Below are 24,785 nucleotides of genomic sequence, written 5' to 3' on the forward strand. Positions count from 1 at the left end.
ACGGTTATATCTAAGTACATAAAAGTATGTATTTAAATGTGACTGTCTAGGTGGCTATAGAGAGAGGGAAACGCCTGGCCCCATTCCGAACCCAGAAGCTAAGCCTCTCATCGCTGATAATACTGCATCTTTCAGGTGTGGAAACGTAGGTCGCTGCCTAGTTGGTCATTTCTTCTACAATATAAATAATCAAAACAAAAGCATGAAAGCTTATTCAATAAACTAATTTACAATCTTTTTAAAATAAAATTTATATATAATCAGTCAATTACTTTCATAGGATTCTAATGATACTTAACAGTGAGTGGCATACTTTTTTAGAGGACGAGCTCTCAAAAGATTACTTTATAAAACTTCAGCGATTCATAGAGTCGGAGTACAGAACAAAAACAGTATTTCCAAAATATGAAAATATTTTTAGAGCTTTTAACCTGCTTCATCCGGATAATGTTAAAGTTATAATAATAGGGCAGGACCCATATCACGGTCATAATCAGGCAAACGGACTCGCTTTTTCAGTGTGTGATGAGTGTAAGATTCCCCCATCACTGGTCAATATCTTTAAAGAGCTGCAAGATGATCTACATTGTTCTATGCCTGTAAACGGCAATCTGACTAAGTGGGCGGAGCAGGGTGTCTTGCTTATCAATAGTGTTCTTACTGTTGTAGAGGCTAACCCCAACTCGCATAAAAACATGGGGTGGGAGATATTTACCGACTCGGTTATAAATAAACTCTCTTTAAGATATGAGGGCATAGTTTTTGTTTTATGGGGAGCTCCGTCTCAGAAAAAAGAGAGGCTGATTGATTCAAAAAAGCATCTTGTACTAAAAGCGCCTCATCCCTCACCACTCTCTTCATATCGCGGTTTTTTCGGCTCTAAGCCTTTTTCACGATCAAACTCTTATCTTAAGGCTCATAATAAAGATGAGATCGACTGGTGTCTTAATTAACTCTGAATTTTGCTGTTACGCTCAGGTGGTCAGAGTAGCCTTTGCCCTTGTGTTTTGGCACCTTTGCACGAGATACTTCCCATCTGTTTATGCTCTTTTTTTTAAAGAGATACTCTTTGTCAAAATTTGAGATGGTGCCATGAATATATGAGATACCTTTCTGGTCTAAAAGGGGCTGAGAGATAAGTATATTGTCTAAAACCTCTTTTTTGCCTCTGTAGATGTATGTGTATCTGCTCTCTTTGTCTGCATCGTACCAGAGGTTATAGAAGCTATCTTTTGCATACTCTGCCTTTGAAGCTCTATCTCTTTGATTAATGGTTCCTAGTATGTGGTTTATCCCTGTTATGCCATCAGTGTCGTTATGTTTTCTTTTTCTTTTAAACTTTATATACTCTTCGTAGTCTGAGTTAAAATCTCCAAGCAAGATGATATTTTTCTCAAACCCTATCTCAGAGACTCTTTTTTTAAGCGCTTTTGCAGAGATTATTCGTCTGCTCTCGGCTCCCGATTTTGATTTCCAGTGATTTACAAAAACATATAACTCTTTGCCGTTAACTACAAATTTATTCTCAAGGATGTTCCTATACTCTAACGTCTGCGTCACGCTTACCTCTTTGGAGTAGACAAATGGAATTTTGCTAAGAAGCGCTACTTTAATAGTGGTATCTTTTTTATCTGCAATGCTGTAGTATTGGTAATATAGCCCATGCTGTTTTAGCGTAAATCTCAGGTCAAGCAGTGCCTGAAGCGATTCAACCTCTTGAAGAGCTATGATGTCCGCATCAATCTCTTTTATCACCTGTGCGATATTTTTGAGCTTTATCTTGTAGTTTTTTTGGTTCCAAAGCGAAGAGCCGTTTGGAATATACTCACTGTACTCATGTCCGCTTTTTTGCAGGTCAAAGAGATTCTCTACATTATAGGTTGCTATTTTCAAAATTTTCTCTCCAAAAAGTGTTGCGCAGAACAAGAGAGCCAAAAACAGGTGTCTCAAACTATATGATCCCGTTTAGACGAAGCAGACTATCAGGGTTTGGCTCTCTTCCCATCAGCTCTTTAAAGAGTGTGCTCATGCTTTTTGCCCCGCCGCCCTCTAATATTATATGTAAATATTTTTTAGCGATCTCAGAGTCAAATATTCCCTCTTCTACAACGCCGAAAAATGCGTCGGCACTTAGAACTTCCGCCCATTTGTAACTGTAGTATCCTGCCGCATATCCGCCCGCAAAAATATGGGCAAAGCCGTTTTGAAACTTGTTGTACGATGGCGGTTTTATAAGTGCCGTATCTTCTCTGATGGAGTCTAGGAGATTTTGAACATCTTCGCCTTGATAGAGTTTTGTGTGGAGTTTAAAGTCAAAAAGAGAGAATTCAAGCTGTCTTAACATCCCAAGAGCAGAGAGGAAGTTTTTGCTCTCTACGAGCTTGTCTATCATCTCATCGGGAATGATCTCTTCTGTTTTATAGTGGCGTGCAAAGAGTTTTAACACACTTGGCTCGTAGGCAAAGTTCTCCAAAAATTGCGATGGAAACTCTACTGCATCCCACTCTACGCCGTTTACGCCGCTTACTTCATTCTCGCTTACATTGCTTAGCATATGATGCAGAGCGTGCCCCATCTCATGAAAAAGGGTCACGACATCATCATGTCTTAGAAGTGAGGGATTTTTGCTTGAAGATGGCGGAAAATTACATACTATTACGGCTGAGGCGAGTTGTTCTTTGCCCTTTTCATCTTGGCAATGTGTCTGGAAGTTGTTCATCCATGCACCTCCTTGCTTGCCCTTTCTGGCTTCAAGATCAAGGTAGAGCCTCGCTTTTAATCTGCCATCCAGATAGAGATCATAAGAGAGAGCTTTTTTATGCCACAGCTCCTCGTCTACCTTTTTAAAGCTTATTCCAAAAAGTCTGTTTAAAAATTCAAACATCCCGTCTAAAACGCTTTTTTGCTCAAAATAGGGACGATACTCCTCCTCATCGATCTCATACTTCTCTTTTTTTAGTATCTCGCTGTAGTAGGCACTGTCAAAGCTTTTCAGCGGTTTTTTTGCTATCTTTTGAAGCTCCTCTAGCTCTTTTTTTGCCTGTGCTCTAGAGTTTAGTATCAGTTTTTCTAAAAAATCGACAACACTCTTCTCATCTTTTGCCATCTTGCTTGCAAGTGAGTATGAAGCGTAGTTTTTAAAGCCTAAAAGGGAGCTCATCTCATCTTTTAAAGATAAGAGCTCATCTATGATCTTGGCATTTTGCGGCGCTCTTGTAACATAGGCACGGTAAAGCTCCTCTCTTATCTTCTCGTTCTTGCCGTAGGTCATATAGGCGATATATGAAGGCATCTGAAGCGTAAACCTATATTTTGTAACACCCTTTTCTTTAAATTTTGCGCTCTCTTTATCACTCTGTGGCAAGCCCTCTACATCTTTGGCATCGTTTATAATATACTCATACTCATTTGTAGCATCAAGAAGGTTCTGAGAGAAGCTGTTTGATAGTTCACTCTTCTTTATGTTTATCTCTCCGAGCCTTGCTTTGCTCTTCTCATCAAGATGCGCACCGCTTAGTTCAAAGTTTAGTATATTGAGCTCCAAAACTCTTTTTTGTTCCTGATTTAGACTCTTGTGCTCTTTTTTTTCTATCTCTTTGTAAGCTTTGTAGATATCCAGGTTTTGTGAGAGCTTTGTAGAGTACTCTGTTATGATAGGCAGAGAGGCTGCGTATATCTTTTGCGTCTGCTTCGTGTTTTTAACGGAGTTTAGATGCGAGAGCGGAGTGAAAAACTGCTCTAGGCTCTCCTCCATCATCTCAAGCGGTTTTACAAAGTTTGCAAAACTCTTCTCTTGTATCTTTAAGAGTTTCTCTATTTTTTTATTATTGCTCTCTATTTTCTCGTTTAGCTCTTTGATAAAGCTCTTCAAATCTACTTTGAACTCTGGAAATTTACTCATATTTAATCATCCTCTTCATCTCTTTTTTGTTTTGTGGCACCAAATCTCTCTATCAAAATATCATCATACTCGTTTGCTTTTTTAAATAGTCTCTCCATGGCAGTTTTTCCCTCTTTTAGCGTTAATGAGGAGTCGATTATAAGGTATGATAGATATATAAAATTCTCATTTATAGAAAAACGCAGGTAGGAGAGGTTGTTGTTCTCGTTCAATAAAAAATCATAAATTTCAGATATGTTTTTTTGAGGTATTACGCAAAGTTTGGAGTCGCCTATGATGATCCCGTTGTCGTAGTAGTTTATCTCGATACGTGCAGTGCCGTGATCGACCCTCCATGAGGCTTGAGATCTTCTGGCAAGCGTTACGTTTACATCCAAAGACTCCAATATCTCTTCAAGCAGTTTTGTGCTGCCGATGGGGTTGTACCCCTTTCTTCGCAGTTTGGCTATCTCTAGCTTGCTTCCGCACTCAGGGCAGTAGTCGTTTTTTATCTTCTCTTCTTTTATGAGGTTCTTGCAAAATGGACATTTTATAATGTTTTGAGCGTTTATGTTTTTGTACTCTTTTAGCGCTTCATCAACGTAAAAGTAGGGAAGGGCAAAGCCCAGATTGTTGGAGTTTTGTATAATGAATGTATTTACTCCGATAACCTCTCCGTCCGTGTTTAAGAGCGGTCCACCGCTGTTTCCGGGGTTTATAGCGGCATCTATCTGAACATACTCAAGTTCCCCGTATATTCTTGAAGCTTTTGAGACTATTCCTTCGGTAGCGCTGTAGTGAAGTCCGTAAGGGTGACCGATAGCTACTACGGTATCTCCATTTTGTACTCTTTTTGTTGAGAGGATAAGTGGATTTTTCGGCCTTTCAAAATCATAACTTATGAAAGCGAGATCAAAGTATGCATCATCATAAACAACTTGAGCTATGCTTCTTTTTATCTTTTTTGCACTTATTACAACCTCTTTTAGACCTGCAACAACGTGGGAGTTGGTTACGATAATATTATCTACAATAAAGCCTGTGCCGCTTCCGTATGGGGTCATGATCTGTATAATATTTTCGGCGTAGGTCTCTAATATAGCTTGAGTGTTCATGGTTATATCTCTTCAAAGTCAAGATTTTTAAGTTGCAGATAAAAGCTGTTGCTAAACTCGTTTAGGGATGTAAAGTTGAGCTTATCACCAAAGGGTTTCAGCATCTTGTAACGGCTCTGATAAGGAGAGATAATATCTTCTATCTTAGAGATAATAGCCTTTTTTGAAAAGGTGGCATTTTGCTCATCATAAAGAGTCGTGTAGCCTAAAGCGCTGAAAAACTCAGGATTTTGAATCTCTACAAGTGTGTGCAAGAGAGCTTTTGTAACGGGATGAAGCCCGTAGTTATAGAGCAGATAGAGGGCTACATATTTGTACATCGTAGGAATGACCTGATTGTATCTGTTGTTTTTATACCATCTTATCTTTGCAAGAGAGTCGTTTATAAAAATCTCTATCTCTTCATGAGTAGATCTGTCACTTGGGTTGAAGGTGTATTTGGCATCATAAAAGTTGGTCTTGAACTCTTCAAAATCCATCTCGCCTAGCTCATTGATATACTCTCTTATCTCCTCGTTCTTCGACTCGACGGTTAGGTTCTCATCGCTAAAGTACTCAATGATCTTTTTGCTTGATTTCTGAAAAATTCCATACTTTGGCACGATGAGATAATCTATTTTAAAAATAAGATACAGAAGAATAAATGACTGCATGGCAGCATTATCGTTTGAAGGCAGTGTGGCGATTTTGGCGTTTACTTCATCGATCCATCTCTGTATAAAGTCGTACTTTAACTTTAGCTCCTCCTCGTCCATGCTCTTTAAATGCGCTATATCTTCAAGAGCGATCTCCGGAAATTCGCTTCTTGTGTACTCTTTGTCGAAGTCGGCGTTTAGAGCTATTTCTCTAAGTGGAAAAAAGATTTTTTGAGGCGTCATGGTGATGTTGTCAAGAAAAAGTTTTAGTTTTATATGCTCATCATCGCTGAAGTAGTAAGCGTATGTAAGCTGGTAGTTTCTCTCCAAGATTAGTCGTTTAAGAGCAACGTTTGCGGACGCTTTTTTTACTAGTATCGCTTCTGCATAGAGGTTCTCTCTAGTGATCACTCCAGTTACTCTTGCCGTTCCTTGAAATAGTTCAAAGAGGAGCTTATCATCCTCTTTGGTGATTATAATGTTCTCATTTGATTTTGAGTCTGAAAAGTTTTCAAGAGATCTGAAAAAGAACTCATAGGCATTGAGAATCTCTTTTGCCTCAAACGCTTCGTTTGATCTGTTGAATAGATCCTCTTCATCCTTGGAGAGGTTCGCATTTATGCCTCTTCCAAATGAGTGCTTACGCTCGATCTTAGGTTCGAAAAAGTTTAGCCAATCCATTGAGCCTCTTTTAGATGTTTATGACTCTAATTATAGTAAAAGCTTCTTTATAGCAGATTATAGTTTTCTATATTCTTTTAAAGATAGTTGCCTATAATTTGTTTTTATTTTATACAGGAGTATAGCATGTCCTATTTGGTTCCTAGCGAGTTTGCAGTAAAAATGGTCGATGCAGGCGAGTCAAAAGTCTATATGTCAACAAAAGATACGGTTATTAGAGCTTTTATGGCGGGAGCTATCTTGGCTCTTGCAGCCGCTTTTGCCATTACTGTCAGTATGCAGACAGGTTCGCCGCTGCTAGGGGCGATCCTGTTTCCTGTTGGTTTCATTATGCTTTATCTTATGGGGTTTGACCTGCTAACCGGTGTTTTTGTTTTGGTTCCTCTTGCTCTTATCGACAAACGTCCCGGTGTGACTATAAAGCAGGTTCTTAGAAACTGGGGTCTTGTATTTGTGGGCAACTTTGCAGGAGCTCTTGTGGTTGCGTTTATGATGTCGTTTATACTTACCTACGGTTATCAGATAGATCCAGGTGAAGTGGGCAGAAAGATCGGCTCGATCGGAGAAGATAGAACGATTGGCTATCAGGAGCACGGTGTCTGGGGATGGTTGACGGTTTTAATGCGCGGAATGCTCTGTAACTGGATGGTCTCAATGGGCGTTGTCGGTGCGATGATATCGACGACCGTAAGCGGAAAAGCGATAGCCATGTGGATGCCGATTATGCTCTTTTTCTATATGGGCTTTGAACACTCAATAGTCAATATGTTTCTGTTTCCCTTCTCTATGATAATGGGCGGTGATTTTACGATAACTGAGTATCTTTTATGGAATGAGCTTCCCGTGGTTCTTGGCAACCTTGTAGGCGGGCTTGCGTTTACCGGACTTACCCTTTATGCAACGCATATTAAGACCGGCGCAAAGAGAAAACTGTAGTTTCATAACTCATGAAACATTTTTATAAATATATCTACTCTTTTCATATCCAAATCCGCTATAGTATGCTTAAGCTATTAATATCAAAAAAACAAATTATTATTATACTTTTAAGTTATTTTTGCTAATATTCCTCAAATATTATAAGGAAATAGTATGAGAAAGATAAGTTCAATAGCTTTAAGTTTACTTTTAGGGAGTTCACTTTTGGCAAGCGATGCTGCTATGCAAGAGCAGATCGATATGTTAAAAAAAGAGATAGAGAGTCTCAAAAAAGGGCAAGAGAAGAGTGATGCGCTAGTTGCAAACGTACAAAAAAGTTCTGCTATGGATAAGGTAAAGTTTGGCATTGATTTTAGAAATGCTTATGAGATGCTTGATTATCAAGACAATCTCAACAACACAAGCGCGCAAAATAATTCACTCTTAACAAGCAGATTTTTACTAAGCATGTCGGCTTCTCCGATGAAGGGTTTGGCGTTTAAAGGTAAATTGGCGGTTTACTCTACGTGGGGCTCGCATCTTTATGTTGATGATGTGCCTTTAAAAGATTGGTCAGCAAACTCAAAGGCTGATGATACGGTTATGAGAATTAAAGAGGCATATTTTGTCTATAAAAACAAGATGGGTTCGCAGCCATACGTATTTAGCATCGGTAGAAGACCATCAAGTACTGGCTTTTTGGCAAATATGAGAGAAAATGAGGAGATTGAAGGCTCTCCTTTGGCGCACATTACAAACATGGAAGTAAACGGTGCGATGTTAAAACTTGACTGGAGCCGTTTTATAGATGGTGCATATACGAAATTTGTTTATGGACGTGCACATACGGGTGATATTACAAATGTTTATGGAACAGACAGTTCGTCTAATTTTGCGTGGGGACCATATGCTAGCACTGAGAGTGAAGATCAAGATGTCGACTTTTTTGTACTTTTAGGCGATGCATATAATGATAAAAAGCATCAGATAATGTATGAGTGGGCGCATATATTTAACACAAAAGGGAAAAATCTTGCAACAAACGCCAATGCAGTTGATGCCGGAGTTGCGGATCTCTTTGCGCTCTCTTACAAAATCAATGGTCTCTCAGAAGATAAATCCTCTTTTTTAGGTAAAAGTATTGCTTTTGCTTCTATAGCTTCAACAAGATACAACGCAAAAAGCGGCTATACGCTTAATGGTTCATCAAATGGCGGTACGGCAAACGGTCACTCTTTTTGGGCAGGTGTCAATATTCCGGATATGATTACAGAAAAGGGAAAAATCGGTTTTGAGTATAACTACGGCTCAAAACACTGGACTCCTATGACATGGGCGGAAGACACTGCTATTGGCTCAAAAATAGCTGTGAGAGGAGAGGCGTATGAGGCATACTGGAACTTTGATCTCTTTGGCGTCAAATACTTACCGTCTCAAATCAGATACACCTACGCACAACATGACTATACGCCAAATGTGAACTGTTCGGGATGGCTTCCTGTTGAAGAAGCTGATCTAGTTGCTCAAAACTTAAGATTTTTCGTAAGTTACAGATACTAAATTTTTCGTATTTTAAAAGTAATGCTATAAGGTTTGTAGCGTTACTTCACTCGCCTTCACAATCCATTGAAATTCATCTCCAACCTTGCATTTTAGTCCATGAAGTGCGCCTTTGGTGATGAGCGCATTGATGTCATGCCCTAAAAAATCAAGTCTGATATTTGCAAGAACTTTTCCGTTTTCTATATGGGTGATTTTTGAGACAAATGAATTTCTCTCACTCACAATAGAGTCCGTAGTTGCAAGAGTAACCTCTGTCTCTTTAAAGATGAGATGCACATCCATCCCGACCTCCAGCCGATTTTCGTCTGAGTTTTCAAGAAGCAAAGAGTTGAAAATATGCCCCTCGACTTCCATAAAAACAAGCATCAGACTGTCACTCTCTTTAATAGAGACAATATCTCCCTTTAAGATATTCATCTGTTGTCTGTTTTGGATGCAGCACGCATCTGCACTTTTATATCAAGCGGTTTTGCATGGTATGGCGAAGATGTTACTGTGAGATCAACTCCCATTTTTGCAAACTCTGTAATATTTTTAAACTCATCTTTAAGAGCAACACACTCTCTTAGAGTCTCAAAATCCATCTTTACTACCAATTTTCTAACCCAAAAGTTGTCAAGTCAAAATAGCCGCCGTCTTCAAATAACAGATCCATATACTAAGCCTTTTTTTTACTAAAAAGTTTATATGCGGAGATTAAAAGGATAACTCCAAGCAAAGCTTCTAAATAAAGGGCATCTACTATCCCGTACGCTAAAGCTCCTATAAAAGCACCGATTATAGAACCGATTGCCATATAGATGATAATCTCTTTAAACCCAAAAACTTCTTGCAGTCTCTTTGTTTTATTGTATTTATAAATACCCACAAGTAAAGTAGGAAACGATATAAGCAGACTTAATGTTCCTGCTGTTTTTATATCCACCGAATATAAAAGTACAATAGTAGGGATAAGAAGCTCTCCGCCGGCGACTCCTAAAAGAGAACTTATCATCCCTATACCCACGCCAAGTAAAAACCCTAAAACAATCTGAATCGGTAACGGAAGTAAAACTTCACTTTTAAAATCAAAGAACAGATGGCTAAAAAGAACAAAACTCAAAAATACAAGTAAGATAAATATATAGCCGTTTAGCTTTTGTTTATCAATGCTTGAAGCTTTATTTGCCCCGATGTAAGCACCGATGAGAGTTCCTGCTAAAAGATTGGCAACTATATAAAAATTTGAATATATACTCTCATCTATCCCTCTAAAAATCAAGGCGAAAAATACTGTTACCAAAGAGATAATAATATTGAGCATTACCGCATGGAGGGTGTCTATTTTTAAAACACCGACTAAAAATGGAAGGCGAAACTCTGCACCTCCCAAACCGATAAGTCCTCCTAAGGAGCCTATAGAAGCTCCGCCTATAAATGATTTGAGTTTCACTACAAACCTCTGATCATAGGGCTAAATGCTTTAGTGCTTAAACTTACACTTTGACCTATTTTTAAACTATGAGCTTCATCATCACTTATTACCACTTCAACTAACTGTTGACCGACTGAGACGATGGCTATGTTTATCACATCTACTTTTACTATATCGAGTAACTCACCCTCAAAAGAGAATTTTTGACTGCCGCTAGTTTTAAGTAAAATATCTTTTGGCGAGCCGTCGCTTACAATCTCTCCAAAATTTAACATAATCACTCTTTGTGCTAGTCTATATATCTCACTTGGATCATGGCTTACCATAATTGTTGTCGTACCAAACTCTTTATGGAGTGTTAATATCTCTTGTTGAAGTTTTGTTCTCATCTCAGGATCAAGTGCCGATAAAGGCTCATCCATAAGTAAAAGTTTTGGTTTGTTCATCATAGCACGACAAAGACTCACACGCTGTTTTTGCCCACCGCTTAGAGTGTTTGGCAGTCTTGTCTTTAGTTCAGCCAACTCTGTCATCTCTAGTAGACTCTCTGCTAATCGCTTATCTTTGTGTACATATAGTAAATTATCAAGTACGCTCATATTATTAAAGAGTGCATAATCTTGAAATACAAACCCTATTTTCCTTTTTTGCGATGGTAAACAAAACTTCTTATCAAGCCAAATTTCATCACCTATTTGAATAGTTCCGCTAGCTTCTTCAAGACCTGCTAAAATTCTTAAAAGTGTAGTTTTTCCACTTCCGCTTTGCCCTGCAAGTGCGACAAAGTCACCATCTTCAACAGTTAGATTTACGCTCAAATCCATTTGACCGTCTGCACCATGGAGTTTTTTATTTATAGCTATTTTTATCACTTTATACTCCTATCTTTTTATTCTGTTTGCCGTTAAAAACATAAACACTAAGAAGTACCAAAAAGCTAATAACCACCATGATTGCACTGTAAATATGAGCTGAAGTATAATCCATTATTTCAACCATCTCATAAATAGCAACAGATGCTACTTTTGTCTCACCCGGGATGCTTCCTCCAACCATCAAGACAACTCCAAACTCTCCGACCGTGTGGGCAAATGTAACTATAATAGCAGTCATAAGTGCCGGTTTCATGTTTGGAAGAGCAACTTTAATTATAGTTTCAAACTTACTTTTACCGGCTAAATAGCTAGCTTCGAGCATATTTTTATTTATAGATTCAAATCCCCCTTGAAGAGGTTGCACCATAAACGGAAGAGAGTAAAAAATACTAGCTACTACAAGCCCCGTAAAGTTAAAAACAAGTTTTACCCCAAAAACATCTTCAAAAAACACCCCAATAGGAGAGTTTTGTGATAATGCCACAAGGATATAAAAACCTAAGACAGAAGGCGGCAGCACAAGAGGAAGCGCTGTTAAACTCTCCCAAAACGGCTTCATCTTTGAGTTTGTTTGAGATAGATACCAAGCCAGAGGGATACTAATAATAAAAAGTATCAAAGTTGTCAAACCCGCTAGTTTAAAAGAGATCAGAAATGGCTCAAATTCTAACTCATGAAACAGATCAATCATCACAAATCTCACTTATTGAAACTTCACTTGCTTTTATAAAAGCCATGACCCTATCTCCTGCTTTTAAATTCATTCGTTTAGATGAATCCACGGTAATAATTGACTCCAAATCAGTGTCAAAAAACTTAAGTTTTATGTTGGATAAAAGTTGCCCGTTTTCACAAGATACAATGGTTGTTTCTAGTTTATTTGAGTAACTAACCTCTCCGCTGAAATCTTTGGCAATTGCTATATGAGATGGCTTGACGGCAAGCTTCACTTTTGTTCCAACTTCGATGGCATCAGTTAAATCCAAACTCATCATAGATAAAGTTTGATTATGACAATCAAACTTTACTATATGCAAACTATTACAAGCTTCTATTTGTGTTACAGTTGCAATCAAACTGCTCATGGAACCATATATCCAAAATCAATTAGTATTTTTTTCGCTTGAGCACTTAACATAAAATCATAAAATGCTTTCGCATCACTGTTGTCTTTAGCATTTTTAATGATTACAATCCCTTGGTCAATCGGGGTGTAAAGCTTAGAATCCACATCTACCCAATGCACACCCTCTTTGTACTGAGTCATTTTAGGGCTGTAGAGTGAAGATTTTGCAATGAAGCCTATATCTGCAGCTGTTACAGCATAAGAAACTGTTTGGGAGATAGATTCTGCATATACAAATTTACCCTCTACATCAGCTAATACTCCGGCATTTTTTATAGCTTCAAGAGCCGCTTTACCGTACGGGGCAGTTTTTGGATTTGCTATTGCTATTTTCTGGATACTTTGATCTTTAAGAAGATTTATTGATTTTGAAAAATCTTTTTGACTATTGCTCAGCATCGCTAAACTTCCTTGTGCATACACAACCGGTACCGTAATCGCAGTACCTTCTTCATATAAGTTTTGCGGAAACATCATATTTGCCGCCATAAAAAGTTGGTATGGCGCACCGTTTTTAATTTGAGCAGTGAGTTTTCCACTACTCCCTAAAGTTACCTTTACTTGTGTGTCGGGATTTGTTTTATGAAACTCCTCCAAAAGGGTATCCATAGCATAACTCACATTTGCAGCAACGGCTACATTGATAGTTCCTGCAAACAGACTCATACTTAAAACCATTAAACTTAAAATTATTTTTTTCATTTTTTCTCCTTAAAACAGATAATTAAGCTCAAAACGAGCATCTAAACTATCCGCATCTACTTTATCAGTATCCGTATAACCTAATCTTAAACGCCACTGTAACTCCGGCATCATAGGTAAGTTTTGAACAAAGCCCGCGTAATAGAAGTTTTCATCAAACTGTCCTTTATTCTCATCAGCGTCTGTGTGAAGAGCAGAGAGCTGCATAAACACATCTTTATAAACTCCTGTTTTATTTGGATTTATGGTTAATTCAGCACGATAACTTTTTGTATTTGCTACCCAGTTGTATCTTGCCATAGAACGAGTATAGCCTGCTGTTGGAAATCCTCTCCAAGGAGTCACTAAATCCGCTTCATCCATAACTTGAGAATAGCCTAGATTTAATTTAAAATTTTTATATGCTCCTACTAAACGAGCCGCTATCATTTGCGAATCAAGAGAAGAAGCATCTTTGTAGCCGCCAAATGCACCGCTTTTTCCTACTAATTTACCGTTAATAGCTGCTCCGCCAATTTCACCTGCTCCGTTATCAAACTGTTTGATGTAGCGAACACCCGGCGAGAGAGAAAAGCCATCCATGTTTATTTTGTAATTTGCCTCTGCCATTATTTCAGATACAAGCTCAGGTACTACGTAAAATGAAGTGTTGAGTTTTAAATTCTCTATAGAAGTATTCTGAATATCTCCTGTTATTAACGGGGCATCTTCTTTCCCGGCATCTTTTAGTTTTGTATATGTCAAACCCTTATGCATTGCCGAATCATCATTTTGATCCCAAGATGGGCTGTCCGATGAAGAAGAGTTTGCATCACCGTATGCCAAAACTGAGTGCGTGTCTGTATGCGCACGGAGTTTTTCTTTTGCTAGATACGCAAGTTTAATCGGAGTTTTTGAAACAAGAGTTGTGTTAAAAACTATACCGTCAAAAACGTTTGGTATCATTTTTGTATCGTTTGAAGCGGTATAAAAAGTTTCTACTAGCTGACGACCAACTGTTATGTCACTTTTTTCTAAACCGCTATAGCGGATGTAAGCCTGCCCTAAAGCACTCATATTTTGATTTCCCGTATTGCTATAATCAAATCTACTAAGAACATCTTGCCCTGGTTTGGCAAATTTAATGTCAGCTTCTGATAAGTTTGTAAATCCATGACTATAGTAAAGAGCGCCTCTAAAATCAAAGTCATTATAGATGGCACTTTGATACACTAATGAACCGCCCAAACCACTTGTGTAGTGATCTTTTTGATCTGTATTTTCTTCTTCCCATTTGTACATAAATGTATTTGAGCGAAGTCTGCCGTAAAAAATCCCCTCTTTAAACATTTCTAAAAAATTATCAACTTGTTTAGGTTTTTGACTATAGACCAGTTGATAATTTGATTTGAGTGCCTGTTTAGGAACTTCGTCATTTGCACTTGTTACGGTTGTTACAAGTAGTGCCGCCGCTATAATAGTGTTTAATCTAATTTTTGTTTTCAATCTGTTTTCCTTTAATGTAATTTTAATTTGTTATACTTTTATCGCTTCTTCCAAAGCACTTGTCTTGCAGTTACCGCTGCAAGGCTTTTAATTCTCATCTCTCATTTAACCTCCAACTTTTAATTTTCGTAATATTAAAAAATCCATAGCGATGATTTTTTACCATCTGCCTAAGATAATGCTTTTTGGTTTACAAAAGGCGCTCACCTGCATCCCGTTTTTGAGATTCAGTTTTTTAAGCATCTCTATAGGTAGAGTCGAGCATACCGTGTTAGAGCCTTTTAGCTCAATGATAACCTCTGCATTTAAACTATCATGCTCTATTCGGACAATTTTTCCTATAAAAATATTTATATCGTCTTTCGCCGCCAAAGTTTCGTCGCCTATAATCAAAGCATTTGCTTTAAAGAGTGCATATAGCTCCATGCCTACATCAATTTCAAGAGTAGTTAATGAATCGTTTGTTATTACGGCTGTTATACTCTCTTTGTTGCCCAGTTCAAGGAAGACTCTGCTCTCAACAACACCTCTTTGAATACTTAAAACTTTTGTCTTTAGCTGATTTCTTGCACTTATACGAATATCCATGCTCTTTAAAAGATGGATATGCCCATTTTTTTCGCTTACGCGTTTTGATAGATTGTCTAAAAATTGCTGATGCTCTTCTTGAAGGATTTTGTAGGTGTTTATAAGTTCTTTTGCATATTCACTTAGATGTGTTCCACCGCCGCCTTTGCCGCCTTTAGAACTCGTGACAAGTGGAAACTCCGAGAGGTTGTTCATGGCATCTACGGCATCCCATGCAGCTTTGTAGCTCATCTTCATAGATTTTGCTGCTTTTGTTATGGAACCATCTTTTTGGATGTGCATTAAAAGTTCCATGCGGCCTTGTCCAAGGAAGTTATGCTCTGACTTGTTTATCCATAAACGACCGTTAACGTTATTTTGCATGATTATCCCTAATTAAGCTTGAAACCGTAGTATATTAAAATATATAACGCTTGTCAATCAGCGGAGGGAAAATAGATGCAAGAAGTATATCTTGCATCTATGATTGGTTAGAAAGGTAATAGATTTTTGATTGAGTCGGTAGCAGAACCTGTGCCGATAGAGCTTGACTCAGAGAGTAGTTTCTCAAGTGCGCCGCTTTGTGAACCTACCAAAGAGTTGATGTCAGGAATGCCTGAGGCAGAGCTGTTTACTCCTTTTAGCTGCTCTTGCATCTTCTCATTTAGCATCGTCTGCAGCTGGGCTTCATACTTTTTTGCCTCTTTTGAAAAAACGCCGCTGAGTGCCGCTGATATTTTTTTGTCCAGATCCGTTTTGACATCTACTGCAGGAGTCTTAAGTGAGCCTGTTGCATCTGTTTTAACGTAAAAACTATTGACCTCTGATAGTGTGGAGTTTATAATATCTGCATACTTCTCATCAAGCCCATCTATAGAGATAGCGGCATTTTTAAAATCAAGATTGCTCTTTAACTCCAGTTTTGACAAGTCGAAGATATCGGCACTCCCTTTAAGTGCAATATCGCTTTTTTTAAGAGTCAGCGAAGAGAGAGCAAGGCCATCCAAAGGTATCCTTTTTGCGCTGAACACAGCACTTTCGTGAGCAACTTCGCCGAGTCTGTCATCTTTGCCTTCAAGCAGAAATTTCTCTACGACATCTCCGTCACTTGTCACTTTAAAAGTGGTTGCCTTGCCAAGAAGTTTTTGGTCATCTGCTATGTTGTTAATAGCCCCTGTAAAGTCTTGACTCTTAAGCTTTCCGCTCAGATCCACTTTTGCCACATAGATGTCCGGAGATGGAACCTCTTCTTTGAACTTTATCCATCTTCCCTCTCCGCGCGGAGGTTTTGGCGGCTCTACTTTTGCTTCGCTTTTCATATAAGGCTGGGCAAGTGCGTAATATTTTTTTGCCATTGCTATATACTCTTTTATCTTCTCGCCAAAGATGGTGCCAACGACATTGATGGCACCGCTTCCATCAAGTGAATAAGCGCTTTTAAGATTGTTGTAATCACTCTGCGGAGCGCTTTTAATCTCGCCAATAAGCTTGGATATTCGTGCTTTGTCATTTGCAAAATCTTTTTTGATAGATGCGAGCTTTGCCTTATGCGCATCTATCTTTTTCTTAAATGCCGTAATGTCATCTTTTAGTTTTAAGAGCTGCGTGGGATCTTTTGATTTTGAAGCCGATTTTATAGCATCAAGATCTTTTTTATACTCATCCAGTTTATTTGAACTAAGCTCTTCTTTGGAGAGTCTCTCCCATTTTACCTTTATCTCATCTATCTCTTTTTGAGCCTCATTGTAGATTTTTACAGACTTTAGATCTGCGTTTGCAAGAAGCTCTTTTGGAGTCGGCAGTTTAATATTCGGCATTGTAAAAGAGGATGAGTCTGCAGCAGCCGAGCTTGTCTGCTCTTTTGTGGATGAGGGTTTTGGATTTGAGCTGGGTGTGTCAAAGCCGATGCCTGTCACTTGAACAAGCTCCATATGTGTTTTTCTTAGAAGAAGCGCATTGAAATCGAGATCTGCCAAGATGTTTTGGATACTTACGCTGTTTGTCTTGCCGTTATCATCTTGGACCTCAAGATTGCTTATGCGCAAAGAGGCATTGCCAAAACTTGTCTCTACATCTTTAATGAGCACATCTTTACCGGTAGCACTTGAGAGCCCTTTTTCTAGTGTAAATTTTATAACAGGGTCTATCACAAGCATAGCAACTGCAAGAACTAACGCAGTGGCTACGGCAAATACGCCTACACCAATAATGCGAAAAGTACTATCTTTTTTATCGCTTTTTTTAAGAATGCCAAACTTTGCTAAAAGCGGGTATCTATCTATAAAAAGAGTGATTTTGCCGCGTGAAGTATCTATAACTCTGTTTAAGATGATATATAGAGGAAGTGAGAGAACTATAGCAACAACAAAGGAGCCAAGAACTATGGTGTTGTTAAAGTATGTAAGGCGCATAATGCCGCTGTTGTACATCGCACTCCATAGCCCTTGGAGTCCATGGGCACTAAGAAGCGTGTACCCGAATGACTCAAATAGCGGATCAAAGATATACCCGACACCTGCAAAAAATGCACCCGATACCAAAAAAAGACCAAAATGTATATTTATTAGAAGTGCCAAAAAGATGATAAGAACCGTTTGAAGCCCGCTTGTAGGAGTAAGTCCCATGACCATACCTAAAACAATCGCCAGTGTTACCTGCCATGGAGTCTGTCCGGAGTTGAGTGCTTTAAAAAGCTTTATTATAAAATTCATGCTCGTGCCTTGTGCTTTGATAATTTATCTGTTAGTTTAGCATATTTAATTGTGCTAACAATAAAAATAATTTTGCTCAGCTCAAAAAACAAAGCAAAACAAAAGCCAAGTTTAAGTACAATTCGCGCAGTTATAGATAAGGGCATCTCTGTAAAAACATTATAGGATTTTTAGAGATGCCCATAAAGGAAGTGCATGGCTAACAAACGGGTTTTGGTTAAGTTTTCAGGTGAAGCTCTTGCAGGAGAAGCGGGTCATGGAATTGACACGAAGATTCTAAACTATATATCACAGGAGATAAAGTCACTTGTGAGCGCCGGTATCGAGGTTGGAATCGTTATCGGAGGCGGTAATATTATTCGTGGAGTTACCGCTGCGCAAGATGGAATTATTAAAAGAACCTCGGGTGACTATATGGGAATGTTAGCTACCGTCATAAACGGAATAGCTATGCAGGAAGCTTGCGAACATGCGGGCTTGGAAGTTCGTATGCAGACGGCTATTAAGATGGAGCAGATCGCTGAGCCTTACATCAACCGCCGTGCAGTCCGCCACTTGGAAAAAGGGCGTGTTGTTATTTTCGCAGCAGGAACAGGAAATCCGTTTTTTACTACAGACACGGCAGCAACTCTAAGAGCAGTCGAGATCGGCGCTGAGGTTATAATCAAGGCAACAAAAGTTGACGGAGTTTACGACAAGGACCCAAATAAGTTCAGCGATGCAATAAAACTTTCTGAACTATCTTATGAGCAGGCGCTCTCAGATAATATCAAAGTTATGGATGACACATCTATAGCACTGGCAAAGGATAACTCGCTTCCGATCTTGGTGTGCGATATGTTTAAAAAAGGCAATCTTTTGGATATTTTGCAAAACGGAAATATGCAAAACTGTTCAATAGTAAAATAGATTTCTGACACGAAAGTGTCAAGCTTTAGTGACCAAAGCGGTCTAAGCGAAGTAGAAGGGACTTGTTCCTTTTACGGACTAATAATAAACCTTAAGGATATAAAATGAGAGTAGAAGAGTTAACAGCAAAGATATTAGACAACAATCCAAATATGGATCGTTACCAGTTAGCGATAGCAGTTTCAAAAAGAACAGACGAGCTTTTAAACGGAGCGGTAACAAAGCTTAACGTTGCAAAAAATGTTAAAGTTGCAGATTTGGCTTTGATGGAGATAGCTGAGGGTCTTATAACGATCAAGGGCTTTGCGGATAACAAAAAATAGTTAATCGAGTCTGGGTCAAATGGATATCGAAAAAATAAAGCAGATAGATAATGTTGACTCGGCAACAGAGTACCTTTTTGAGCAGATGCCTCACAGCGATGCTCTCCAGAAGGCTCTAGAGTACTCAAAGTCTGCTCATGTGGAGCAGTTTAGAAAAAGCGGTCAACCATATGTTGTCCACCCCATTTTAGTAGCAGCCATTGTCTCATCCATCACAAATGACGAAGCGATGGCAATAGCCGCACTTCTTCATGATATCGTAGAAGATACACATGTCAATATTGATGAGATAAAAGATCTTTTTGGTGATGATGTAGCGCATCTGGTCGAAGGTCTTACAAAGATAGACAGTATCAGGGATGCCGAACTTATTCCCTCTAACTCCAATGAAAAACTTGTTGCATCGGCACTCTCATTTAGAAAGATGCTCTTAGCGAGCATAAAAGATGTAAGAGTCTTAGTCGTAAAACTTTGCGACAGATTTCACAATATGCTGACCCTTGATGCTCTTCCTGCACAAAAACAGAATAGAATCGCAGAAGAGACGCTAGTCGTCTACTCACCGATCGCTCATCGTCTTGGAATCTCTTTTTTAAAAAATCTACTGGAAGATTTGAGCTTCTCATACCTTTTTAAAGAGGAGAAACGTCATATAGACAGCTACCTTGAGATGAACTATCATGCAATAGAGATGAAGCTCGATGAGTTTAAGCAGTCGATAAACAAGGTTTTGGTTCAAAACGGCTTCTGCGAAGATGATTTTGAGATACTCTCCCGTGTTAAACATAAATACTCTATTTATTTAAAAATGCAGAGAAAAGGTGTCGGTATAGATGAGGTCCTTGACCTTTTGGCAGTCAGGATATTAACCGATGATGCCGTTAATTGCTACAAGATACTTGGACTGATCCATCTGCACTTCCAGCCGCTCTCTTCAAGATTTAAGGACTATATAGCAGTACCTAAAGATAATGGATACAGAACTATTCATACGACTGTTTTTTATAATACGGCAATTTTTGAAGTACAGATAAGAACTTATGATATGCACAAAACAGCAGAACTAGGTGTTGCGGCACACTGGAAATATAAGAGTGGCGCAAATGATAGCATAAAACTTGACTGGCTTAACAATCTCGGGTACCAAAACGAGTCTGTAGAGGAGTTTTATGATCTGATAAAGAATGACCTCTACAGCGAAGATATATCTGTTTTTTCTCCTACGGGCGAAGCATTTACGCTTCCGCGCGGTGCAGTTGTCCTTGATTTTGCATACGCTGTGCACACTCATGTCGGCAACCACGCAAAATCGGCTCTGGTCAACAAGACAAAAACATCCCTTATAAACGAGCTTCATAACGGAGATATAGTAAAGATAGAGGTCGCAGAGAGCAGTATAACAAGATGCAGCTGGATCGATGCGGTGAAGACCTCCAAAGCAAAAACAAATATGAAGTATAAGTGCAATGCCAGAATAAGAGACATTAACTCCAGATCAAGCGTGAGCATAGTAGCTACCGCTATGAACCTTAACCACTCCAGAGTAGAAGAGTGGTTCGAGAAAAACGGATGTGAGAAAGTAGCTACGATAGCTACTGATATTGAGCATTTTCGTGAAGTTATCCATAAATATATAACAGATATAAATCAAAACAACAGATTTAAAAGATTTCTATCAAGACACAGGTTTAAGATAAAACGCTACCCATTCGGTGATCTTGAGGTTTATAATACTTCTAGTCTAAGCGATGTGGTTTTTGACTACTGCTGTCATCCAAAGAACGGAGATGAGATAATGGCGTTTTTGGAGAAGGGTAAAGCGCATGTACACCATAAGATGTGTTCAAGCGCTTCAAAAAAACTTGAAAACCATGAGCCGATGGTATTTATAAGATGGCAGAAGCTAAATACGTTTAACTACAATATGATAGTCTCACTCCATAGCGGAGTAGGTACTTTGGCTGAGTTTTTAAACTACCTTGCAAAACTAAAGATAGATATAACACAGATAGAGCTTGGAAAAAACAGAAGCGAGACTACAAAGTATTGTGAAATAGGGTTTGAGAGCAAAGAAGCTGATATTAACTTGCTTCGTGGTAAAATCGAGCAAAAAATAAAAGTGATACATCTAATCCGCACCGATGATGCATACAAATAGAAATAAAAACAGGAAAAACAGAGAATTATGTTACAAGAAGCTTTAAGAGAGATAAAAAGAGGCACAGCCGAGATAATAGACAATGAAAGAATCGAGAAGCTGTTAAAAGCGTACTTTGAAGAGGGAAAAACATACACGGTAAAAGCGGGGTTTGATCCGACTGCACCCGATCTGCACCTGGGACATACGGTACTGCTGCAAAAGCTTGCAATATTTCAAAAATATGGGGCAAGCGTGCAGTTTCTTATCGGTGACTTTACCGCGCAGATCGGTGATCCGACAGGAAAGAGCGCTACAAGAAAGACGCTCAGCGCGCTAGAGATACAGGAGAACGCAAAGAGCTACAAAGAGCAGGTCTTTAAGATCTTAGACCCTTCTAAAACGGAAGTGCTCTTTAACTCAGACTGGATAAATCCGCTTGGGGCTTCTGGAATGCTGACACTTACGACAACTTTTAATGTTGCAAGGATGTTGGAACGTGACGACTTTGACAAAAGATACAAAAGCGGAACGTCCATCTCTATAAGCGAGTTTATATATCCCCTTCTTCAGGGCTATGACAGTGTGCATTTAAAGAGCGATATTGAGATCGGAGGCACTGACCAGAAGTTCAATCTTCTCATGGGTCGTCATCTTCAGCGAGCTTATGAGATAGGAAAAGAGCAGTCGGTTTTGATGATGCCTATCTTAGAAGGTCTTGATGGCGTACAGAAGATGAGTAAATCACTAAACAACTATATAGGTGTTGCAGATGAGCCAAACGATATGTTCGGAAAGATCTTAAGCATCTCTGATGAGTTGATGTGGAGATATTACGAACTGCTTAGCACAAAAACATTGGATGAGATAGAGCTCTTAAAAAAAGGTGTAACCGATGGTTCTCTTCATCCAAAAGCGGTTAAAGAGGATCTGGCTTTAGAGATAACCCAGAGATTTCACTCAAAAGAGGCGGCTATTGCTGCAAAAGCCGAGTTTGAAAAAGTGCATGCAAACAACCAGATCCCTACAGAGATCGACGAATACAGCTCTGATGAAGAGATCTGGATCGCAAAAGCCCTTGTTGATTGTAATCTAGCACCCTCAACATCTCAGGCAAGAAGAGATATTAAGCAAGGTGCTGTTAAAATTGATCAAGAGAAAGTTAATGACGAGCAGCTACAATTAGCAAAAGGGGAGTATATCCTCCAAGTCGGAAAAAGAAAATTTGCAAAGTTAAAGGTAAACTAATGAGCTATAAAGCATTGAAAATCGGTAAATATATCATAGAAAAACCTATAGTTCAAGGCGGAATGGGTGTCGGTATAAGCTGGGATCAGCTTGCCGGAACCGTTTCAAAAGAGGGCGGACTGGGTGTTATCAGCGCCGTTGGAACCGGTTACTATGAGAATAAAAAATATGCTTCAAAACTTGTAGCAGACAGACCGCTTGATGCTCTTGGTTTTTATTCAAAAGAGGGTTTTGACGCTATTATAAAAAATGCCAGAAAAATATGCGGTGATAAACCTCTTGCTGCAAATATTCTATATGCGATAAATGACTATGGAAGAGTTGTCCGTGATGCATGTGAGAGCGGCATAGATATTATTATAACAGGAGCCGGTCTTCCTACAAATATGCCTGAGTTTACTGAAGGGTATCCAGATGTGGCACTTGTGCCTATCGTATCATCTGCAAAAGCGCTCAAGATAATCTGTAAGAGATGGAAACAGAGATACAACAGACTTCCGGATGCTGTTGTGTTAGAGGGTCCAAAAAGTGGAGGGCATCAAGGTTTTACCTATGAGCAGTGTAAAATGCCGGAGAATCAGCTTGAAAACTTAGTAAGACCTGTTGTTGAAGAGGCCGCTTTGTGGGGCGATATTCCAGTGATAGCTGCAGGCGGGATCTGGGATAAGAGCGATATAGATGAGATGATGTCGCTTGGTGCAAGAGGTGTTCAGATGGGGACACGCTTTATTGGAACTCATGAGTGTGACGCGCATGAGAACTTCAAACAAGTACTTTTAGATGCAAAAAAAGAGGATATTCAACTCTTCTCTTCACCTGTAGGTTACCCTGCGCAGGGTGTTAGAACAAACCTGACCGCTCTTGTTGAGAAGAGAGAGGGGCCTGCTATAAAGTGTATATCAAACTGTGTTGCTCCGTGTAATCGCGGTGAAGAGGCAAAAGAGGTTGGTTACTGTATCGCAGACAGACTAAGTGATGCCTACAACGGAAACCTTGAGACAGGACTCTTCTTCTCAGGCACGAACGGATATAGACTCGATAAGATAATCTCGGTAAAAGAGTTGATGGATAAATTACTCAACGGTGAATAGAAGGGTGATGTTTAAGCTTTTTTTACTCTCTTTTCTTTTTCTTATCTCTCTTGAGGCTTCCACAAAAAGCAGTGAGCTTTTAAAAAGAGCACAGAGCTATATGAAGAGCAACTCTACAAGCGATACTTTTCGCGCATATGATGACTATAAAACTCTCTATCTTCGTTCAATGGTCGATAACGACAGCTCTTTAAAGTTTGAGGCTTTAAAGGGGATAGTAAAGAGCGGAGAGAGACTTAGCATTGATGTCTCTAAATACTCTCAAGAGCTTAAGACCCTTTCGCAAAAAAGCAGTTACAACAAACCTGAGCCAAAAGAGATGAAAAAGAGTAAGCATATCGAAGATGTTCATGTTGATCCTCTGCACAGGCTAAAATCAGTAGAGTGGAGAGAAGATACACTGCTTTTGGAGTTTAACAAAGAGCTTACATCTTCTCAGATCGAACACTTTACGCTTCACGATACGATTAAGGGCAGATACAGATATGTCTTTGATATTAAAACTGCCATGCTTACAGACTCCCAAAATATTAAAAGCAATGATATAGATAGAATAAAAATAGCACAGTTTGATCCACAGACGCTAAGACTGGTGATAGATCACAACGCAAAAATAGAAGTCGCACACAGTATTGACTCTAAAACATTAGAGGTAAAGCTAAAGACAAAAACCAGCAAAGTAGTACCTGCTCTTGAGAGTGTCGTACCGATAAAAAGAGACAGAGGAAAAGTGATCGTTATAGACCCCGGTCATGGTGGAAAAGACCCTGGTGCAGTGGGTTATAGAAAATATAGAGAGAAAATCGTTGTCTTTGATGTAGCAAAAGAGCTTGAGAAGATATTAGAATCGCGCGGCTACAAAGTCTATATGACAAGAACAGCGGATAAATTTGTAAAGCTGAGCGATAGAACAAAGTTTGCAAATAAAAAGGGAGCGAATATTTTTGTCAGTATTCATGCAAATGCGATCGATGGCAAACATGCAAACAAAGTGCACGGGGTTGAGTGCTACTTTCTCTCTCCTTCACGTTCTGAGAGAGCAAAAAGTGTTGCGGCACAGGAGAACTCCGCAGATCTAAGCGATATGAATATATATGGAAAAGATAGCTATCTTAACTTTTTGAACCATCACAATACCGTAGCATCAAATAAACTGGCGATTGATCTGCAAAGAGGAATGCTCGGCGCGCTTGCTAAAAGGTACAGCGGTGTAAAAGATGGCGGAGTCCGTGAGGGTCCTTTTTGGGTCTTGGTGGGAGCACAGATGCCATCGGTTTTGGTAGAGGTCGGATTTATTACCCATCCTACGGAGGCTAGACGCCTAGTTGATAAAAACTACTTAAAAACAATGGCTCTTGGCTTGGCTGACGGTATCGAGAGATACTTCGCCAATAATTAGAGGTGC

Annotated in this window: 23 protein-coding genes and 1 rRNA gene; 10 read left to right on the forward strand and 14 right to left on the reverse strand. The window is 39.1% G+C overall.

Annotation, left to right across the window (positions count from 1 at the left end; translation table 11 throughout):
• The first annotated feature begins 46 nt into the window (after positions 1-46).
• Both rrf and FCU45_RS02640 read left to right on the forward strand, forming a co-directional pair.
• Positions 47-162: ribosomal RNA gene (gene rrf / locus FCU45_RS02635) — 5S ribosomal RNA — on the forward strand.
• Between the two features lie 125 nt (positions 163-287).
• On the forward strand, positions 288-953 hold the full coding sequence (locus tag FCU45_RS02640; protein WP_137012019.1) for a uracil-DNA glycosylase: 666 nt from the start codon (positions 288-290) through the stop codon (positions 951-953).
• Here the strand turns inward: FCU45_RS02640 and FCU45_RS02645 are convergent.
• The 4 genes from FCU45_RS02645 to FCU45_RS02660 are packed head-to-tail and all read right to left on the reverse strand — an operon-like array spanning position 946 to position 6,311.
• Positions 946-1,893, reverse strand: a complete 948-nt coding sequence (locus FCU45_RS02645; RefSeq protein ID WP_246032220.1) for an endonuclease/exonuclease/phosphatase family protein — start codon at positions 1,891-1,893, stop codon at positions 946-948. The genes FCU45_RS02640 and FCU45_RS02645 overlap by 8 nt on opposite strands.
• Positions 1,894-1,951: 58 nt before the next feature.
• Positions 1,952-3,901: a M3 family metallopeptidase gene (locus FCU45_RS02650; RefSeq protein ID WP_137012023.1), complete on the reverse strand. Its 1,950-nt coding sequence runs from the start codon at positions 3,899-3,901 to the stop codon at positions 1,952-1,954.
• A 2-nt stretch (positions 3,902-3,903) separates the two neighbouring features.
• A complete protein-coding gene (locus tag FCU45_RS02655) occupies positions 3,904-4,995 on the reverse strand; it encodes a trypsin-like peptidase domain-containing protein (protein WP_137012025.1) in 1,092 nt (363 codons plus the stop codon).
• A 2-nt stretch (positions 4,996-4,997) separates the two neighbouring features.
• A complete protein-coding gene (locus FCU45_RS02660; protein ID WP_137012027.1) occupies positions 4,998-6,311 on the reverse strand; it encodes a hypothetical protein in 1,314 nt (437 codons plus the stop codon).
• 126 nt (positions 6,312-6,437) lie between these two features.
• Here FCU45_RS02660 and FCU45_RS02665 point away from each other — a divergent pair, with 126 nt between their 5' ends.
• Together FCU45_RS02665 and FCU45_RS02670 are read left to right on the forward strand one after the other, a co-directional pair.
• A complete protein-coding gene (locus FCU45_RS02665) occupies positions 6,438-7,247 on the forward strand; it encodes a formate/nitrite transporter family protein (protein ID WP_137012029.1) in 810 nt (269 codons plus the stop codon).
• A 156-nt stretch (positions 7,248-7,403) separates the two neighbouring features.
• Positions 7,404-8,789, forward strand: coding sequence for a DUF3373 family protein (locus tag FCU45_RS02670; protein WP_137012031.1), 1,386 nt, complete (start codon positions 7,404-7,406; stop codon positions 8,787-8,789).
• Between the two features lie 24 nt (positions 8,790-8,813).
• Here the strand turns inward: FCU45_RS02670 and FCU45_RS02675 are convergent, their stop codons facing one another.
• The 10 genes from FCU45_RS02675 to FCU45_RS02715 all read right to left on the reverse strand — a co-directional run bounded on the left by FCU45_RS02675 (position 8,814) and on the right by FCU45_RS02715 (position 17,672).
• Positions 8,814-9,209: a TOBE domain-containing protein gene (locus tag FCU45_RS02675; RefSeq protein WP_137012033.1), complete on the reverse strand. Its 396-nt coding sequence runs from the start codon at positions 9,207-9,209 to the stop codon at positions 8,814-8,816.
• Positions 9,206-9,376 carry a hypothetical protein gene (locus tag FCU45_RS11565; RefSeq protein ID WP_170175816.1) on the reverse strand — a complete coding sequence of 57 codons (171 nt, stop codon included), beginning with the start codon at positions 9,374-9,376 and terminating at the stop codon, positions 9,206-9,208. Before FCU45_RS11565 ends, FCU45_RS02675 begins: the two co-directional genes overlap by 4 nt.
• A gap of 74 nt (positions 9,377-9,450) precedes the next feature.
• Positions 9,451-10,224, reverse strand: a complete 774-nt coding sequence (locus tag FCU45_RS02680) for a sulfite exporter TauE/SafE family protein (protein ID WP_137012035.1) — start codon at positions 10,222-10,224, stop codon at positions 9,451-9,453.
• The gene (locus tag FCU45_RS02685; protein ID WP_137012037.1) at positions 10,224-11,078 is read right to left on the reverse strand and encodes an ABC transporter ATP-binding protein; all 855 of its coding nucleotides are present in this window, start codon (positions 11,076-11,078) and stop codon (positions 10,224-10,226) included. Before FCU45_RS02685 ends, FCU45_RS02680 begins: the two co-directional genes overlap by 1 nt.
• 1 nt (position 11,079) lies before the next feature.
• Complete coding sequence (modB, locus tag FCU45_RS02690; RefSeq protein WP_137012039.1) at positions 11,080-11,772, reverse strand: molybdate ABC transporter permease subunit; 693 nt, start codon at positions 11,770-11,772, stop codon at positions 11,080-11,082.
• Positions 11,765-12,166 carry a TOBE domain-containing protein gene (locus tag FCU45_RS02695; RefSeq protein ID WP_137012041.1) on the reverse strand — a complete coding sequence of 134 codons (402 nt, stop codon included), beginning with the start codon at positions 12,164-12,166 and terminating at the stop codon, positions 11,765-11,767. Before FCU45_RS02695 ends, modB begins: the two co-directional genes overlap by 8 nt.
• Positions 12,163-12,909: a molybdate ABC transporter substrate-binding protein gene (gene modA / locus FCU45_RS02700; RefSeq protein ID WP_137012043.1), complete on the reverse strand. Its 747-nt coding sequence runs from the start codon at positions 12,907-12,909 to the stop codon at positions 12,163-12,165. The genes FCU45_RS02695 and modA overlap by 4 nt, the downstream gene beginning before the upstream one ends.
• Before the next feature lie 9 nt (positions 12,910-12,918).
• Positions 12,919-14,394 (reverse strand): hypothetical protein, encoded by a 1,476-nt coding sequence (locus FCU45_RS02705; RefSeq protein WP_137012045.1) that lies wholly within the window; start codon positions 14,392-14,394, stop codon positions 12,919-12,921.
• A 159-nt stretch (positions 14,395-14,553) separates the two neighbouring features.
• Complete coding sequence (locus tag FCU45_RS02710) at positions 14,554-15,345, reverse strand: TOBE domain-containing protein (RefSeq protein ID WP_137012046.1); 792 nt, start codon at positions 15,343-15,345, stop codon at positions 14,554-14,556.
• Positions 15,346-15,452: 107 nt separating this feature from the next.
• The gene (locus FCU45_RS02715) at positions 15,453-17,672 is read right to left on the reverse strand and encodes a TIGR03545 family protein (protein WP_137012047.1); all 2,220 of its coding nucleotides are present in this window, start codon (positions 17,670-17,672) and stop codon (positions 15,453-15,455) included.
• A 195-nt stretch (positions 17,673-17,867) separates the two neighbouring features.
• On the opposite strand from FCU45_RS02715, the gene pyrH reads away from it, so the two are divergent.
• From pyrH to FCU45_RS02745, 6 genes are all read left to right on the forward strand, one after another.
• Entirely contained in the window at positions 17,868-18,581 is a 714-nt protein-coding gene (gene pyrH, locus FCU45_RS02720) for a UMP kinase (RefSeq protein WP_137012048.1), read from the forward strand.
• 104 nt (positions 18,582-18,685) lie between these two features.
• A complete protein-coding gene (locus FCU45_RS02725; protein ID WP_137012049.1) occupies positions 18,686-18,904 on the forward strand; it encodes a DNA-directed RNA polymerase subunit omega in 219 nt (72 codons plus the stop codon).
• Between the two features lie 19 nt (positions 18,905-18,923).
• Positions 18,924-21,062, forward strand: a complete 2,139-nt coding sequence (locus FCU45_RS02730; RefSeq protein ID WP_137012050.1) for a RelA/SpoT family protein — start codon at positions 18,924-18,926, stop codon at positions 21,060-21,062.
• A gap of 27 nt (positions 21,063-21,089) precedes the next feature.
• Positions 21,090-22,289 (forward strand): tyrosine--tRNA ligase, encoded by a 1,200-nt coding sequence (gene tyrS / locus FCU45_RS02735; protein ID WP_137012051.1) that lies wholly within the window; start codon positions 21,090-21,092, stop codon positions 22,287-22,289.
• Positions 22,289-23,380 carry a nitronate monooxygenase gene (locus FCU45_RS02740; protein ID WP_137012053.1) on the forward strand — a complete coding sequence of 364 codons (1,092 nt, stop codon included), beginning with the start codon at positions 22,289-22,291 and terminating at the stop codon, positions 23,378-23,380. Before tyrS ends, FCU45_RS02740 begins: the two co-directional genes overlap by 1 nt.
• Before the next feature lie 7 nt (positions 23,381-23,387).
• Positions 23,388-24,779: an N-acetylmuramoyl-L-alanine amidase gene (locus FCU45_RS02745; protein WP_137012055.1), complete on the forward strand. Its 1,392-nt coding sequence runs from the start codon at positions 23,388-23,390 to the stop codon at positions 24,777-24,779.
• Positions 24,780-24,785: the final 6 nt, after the last annotated feature.

The organism is Sulfurimonas crateris, from assembly GCF_005217605.1.
Classification (GTDB): Bacteria; Campylobacterota; Campylobacteria; order Campylobacterales; family Sulfurimonadaceae; genus Sulfurimonas; species Sulfurimonas crateris.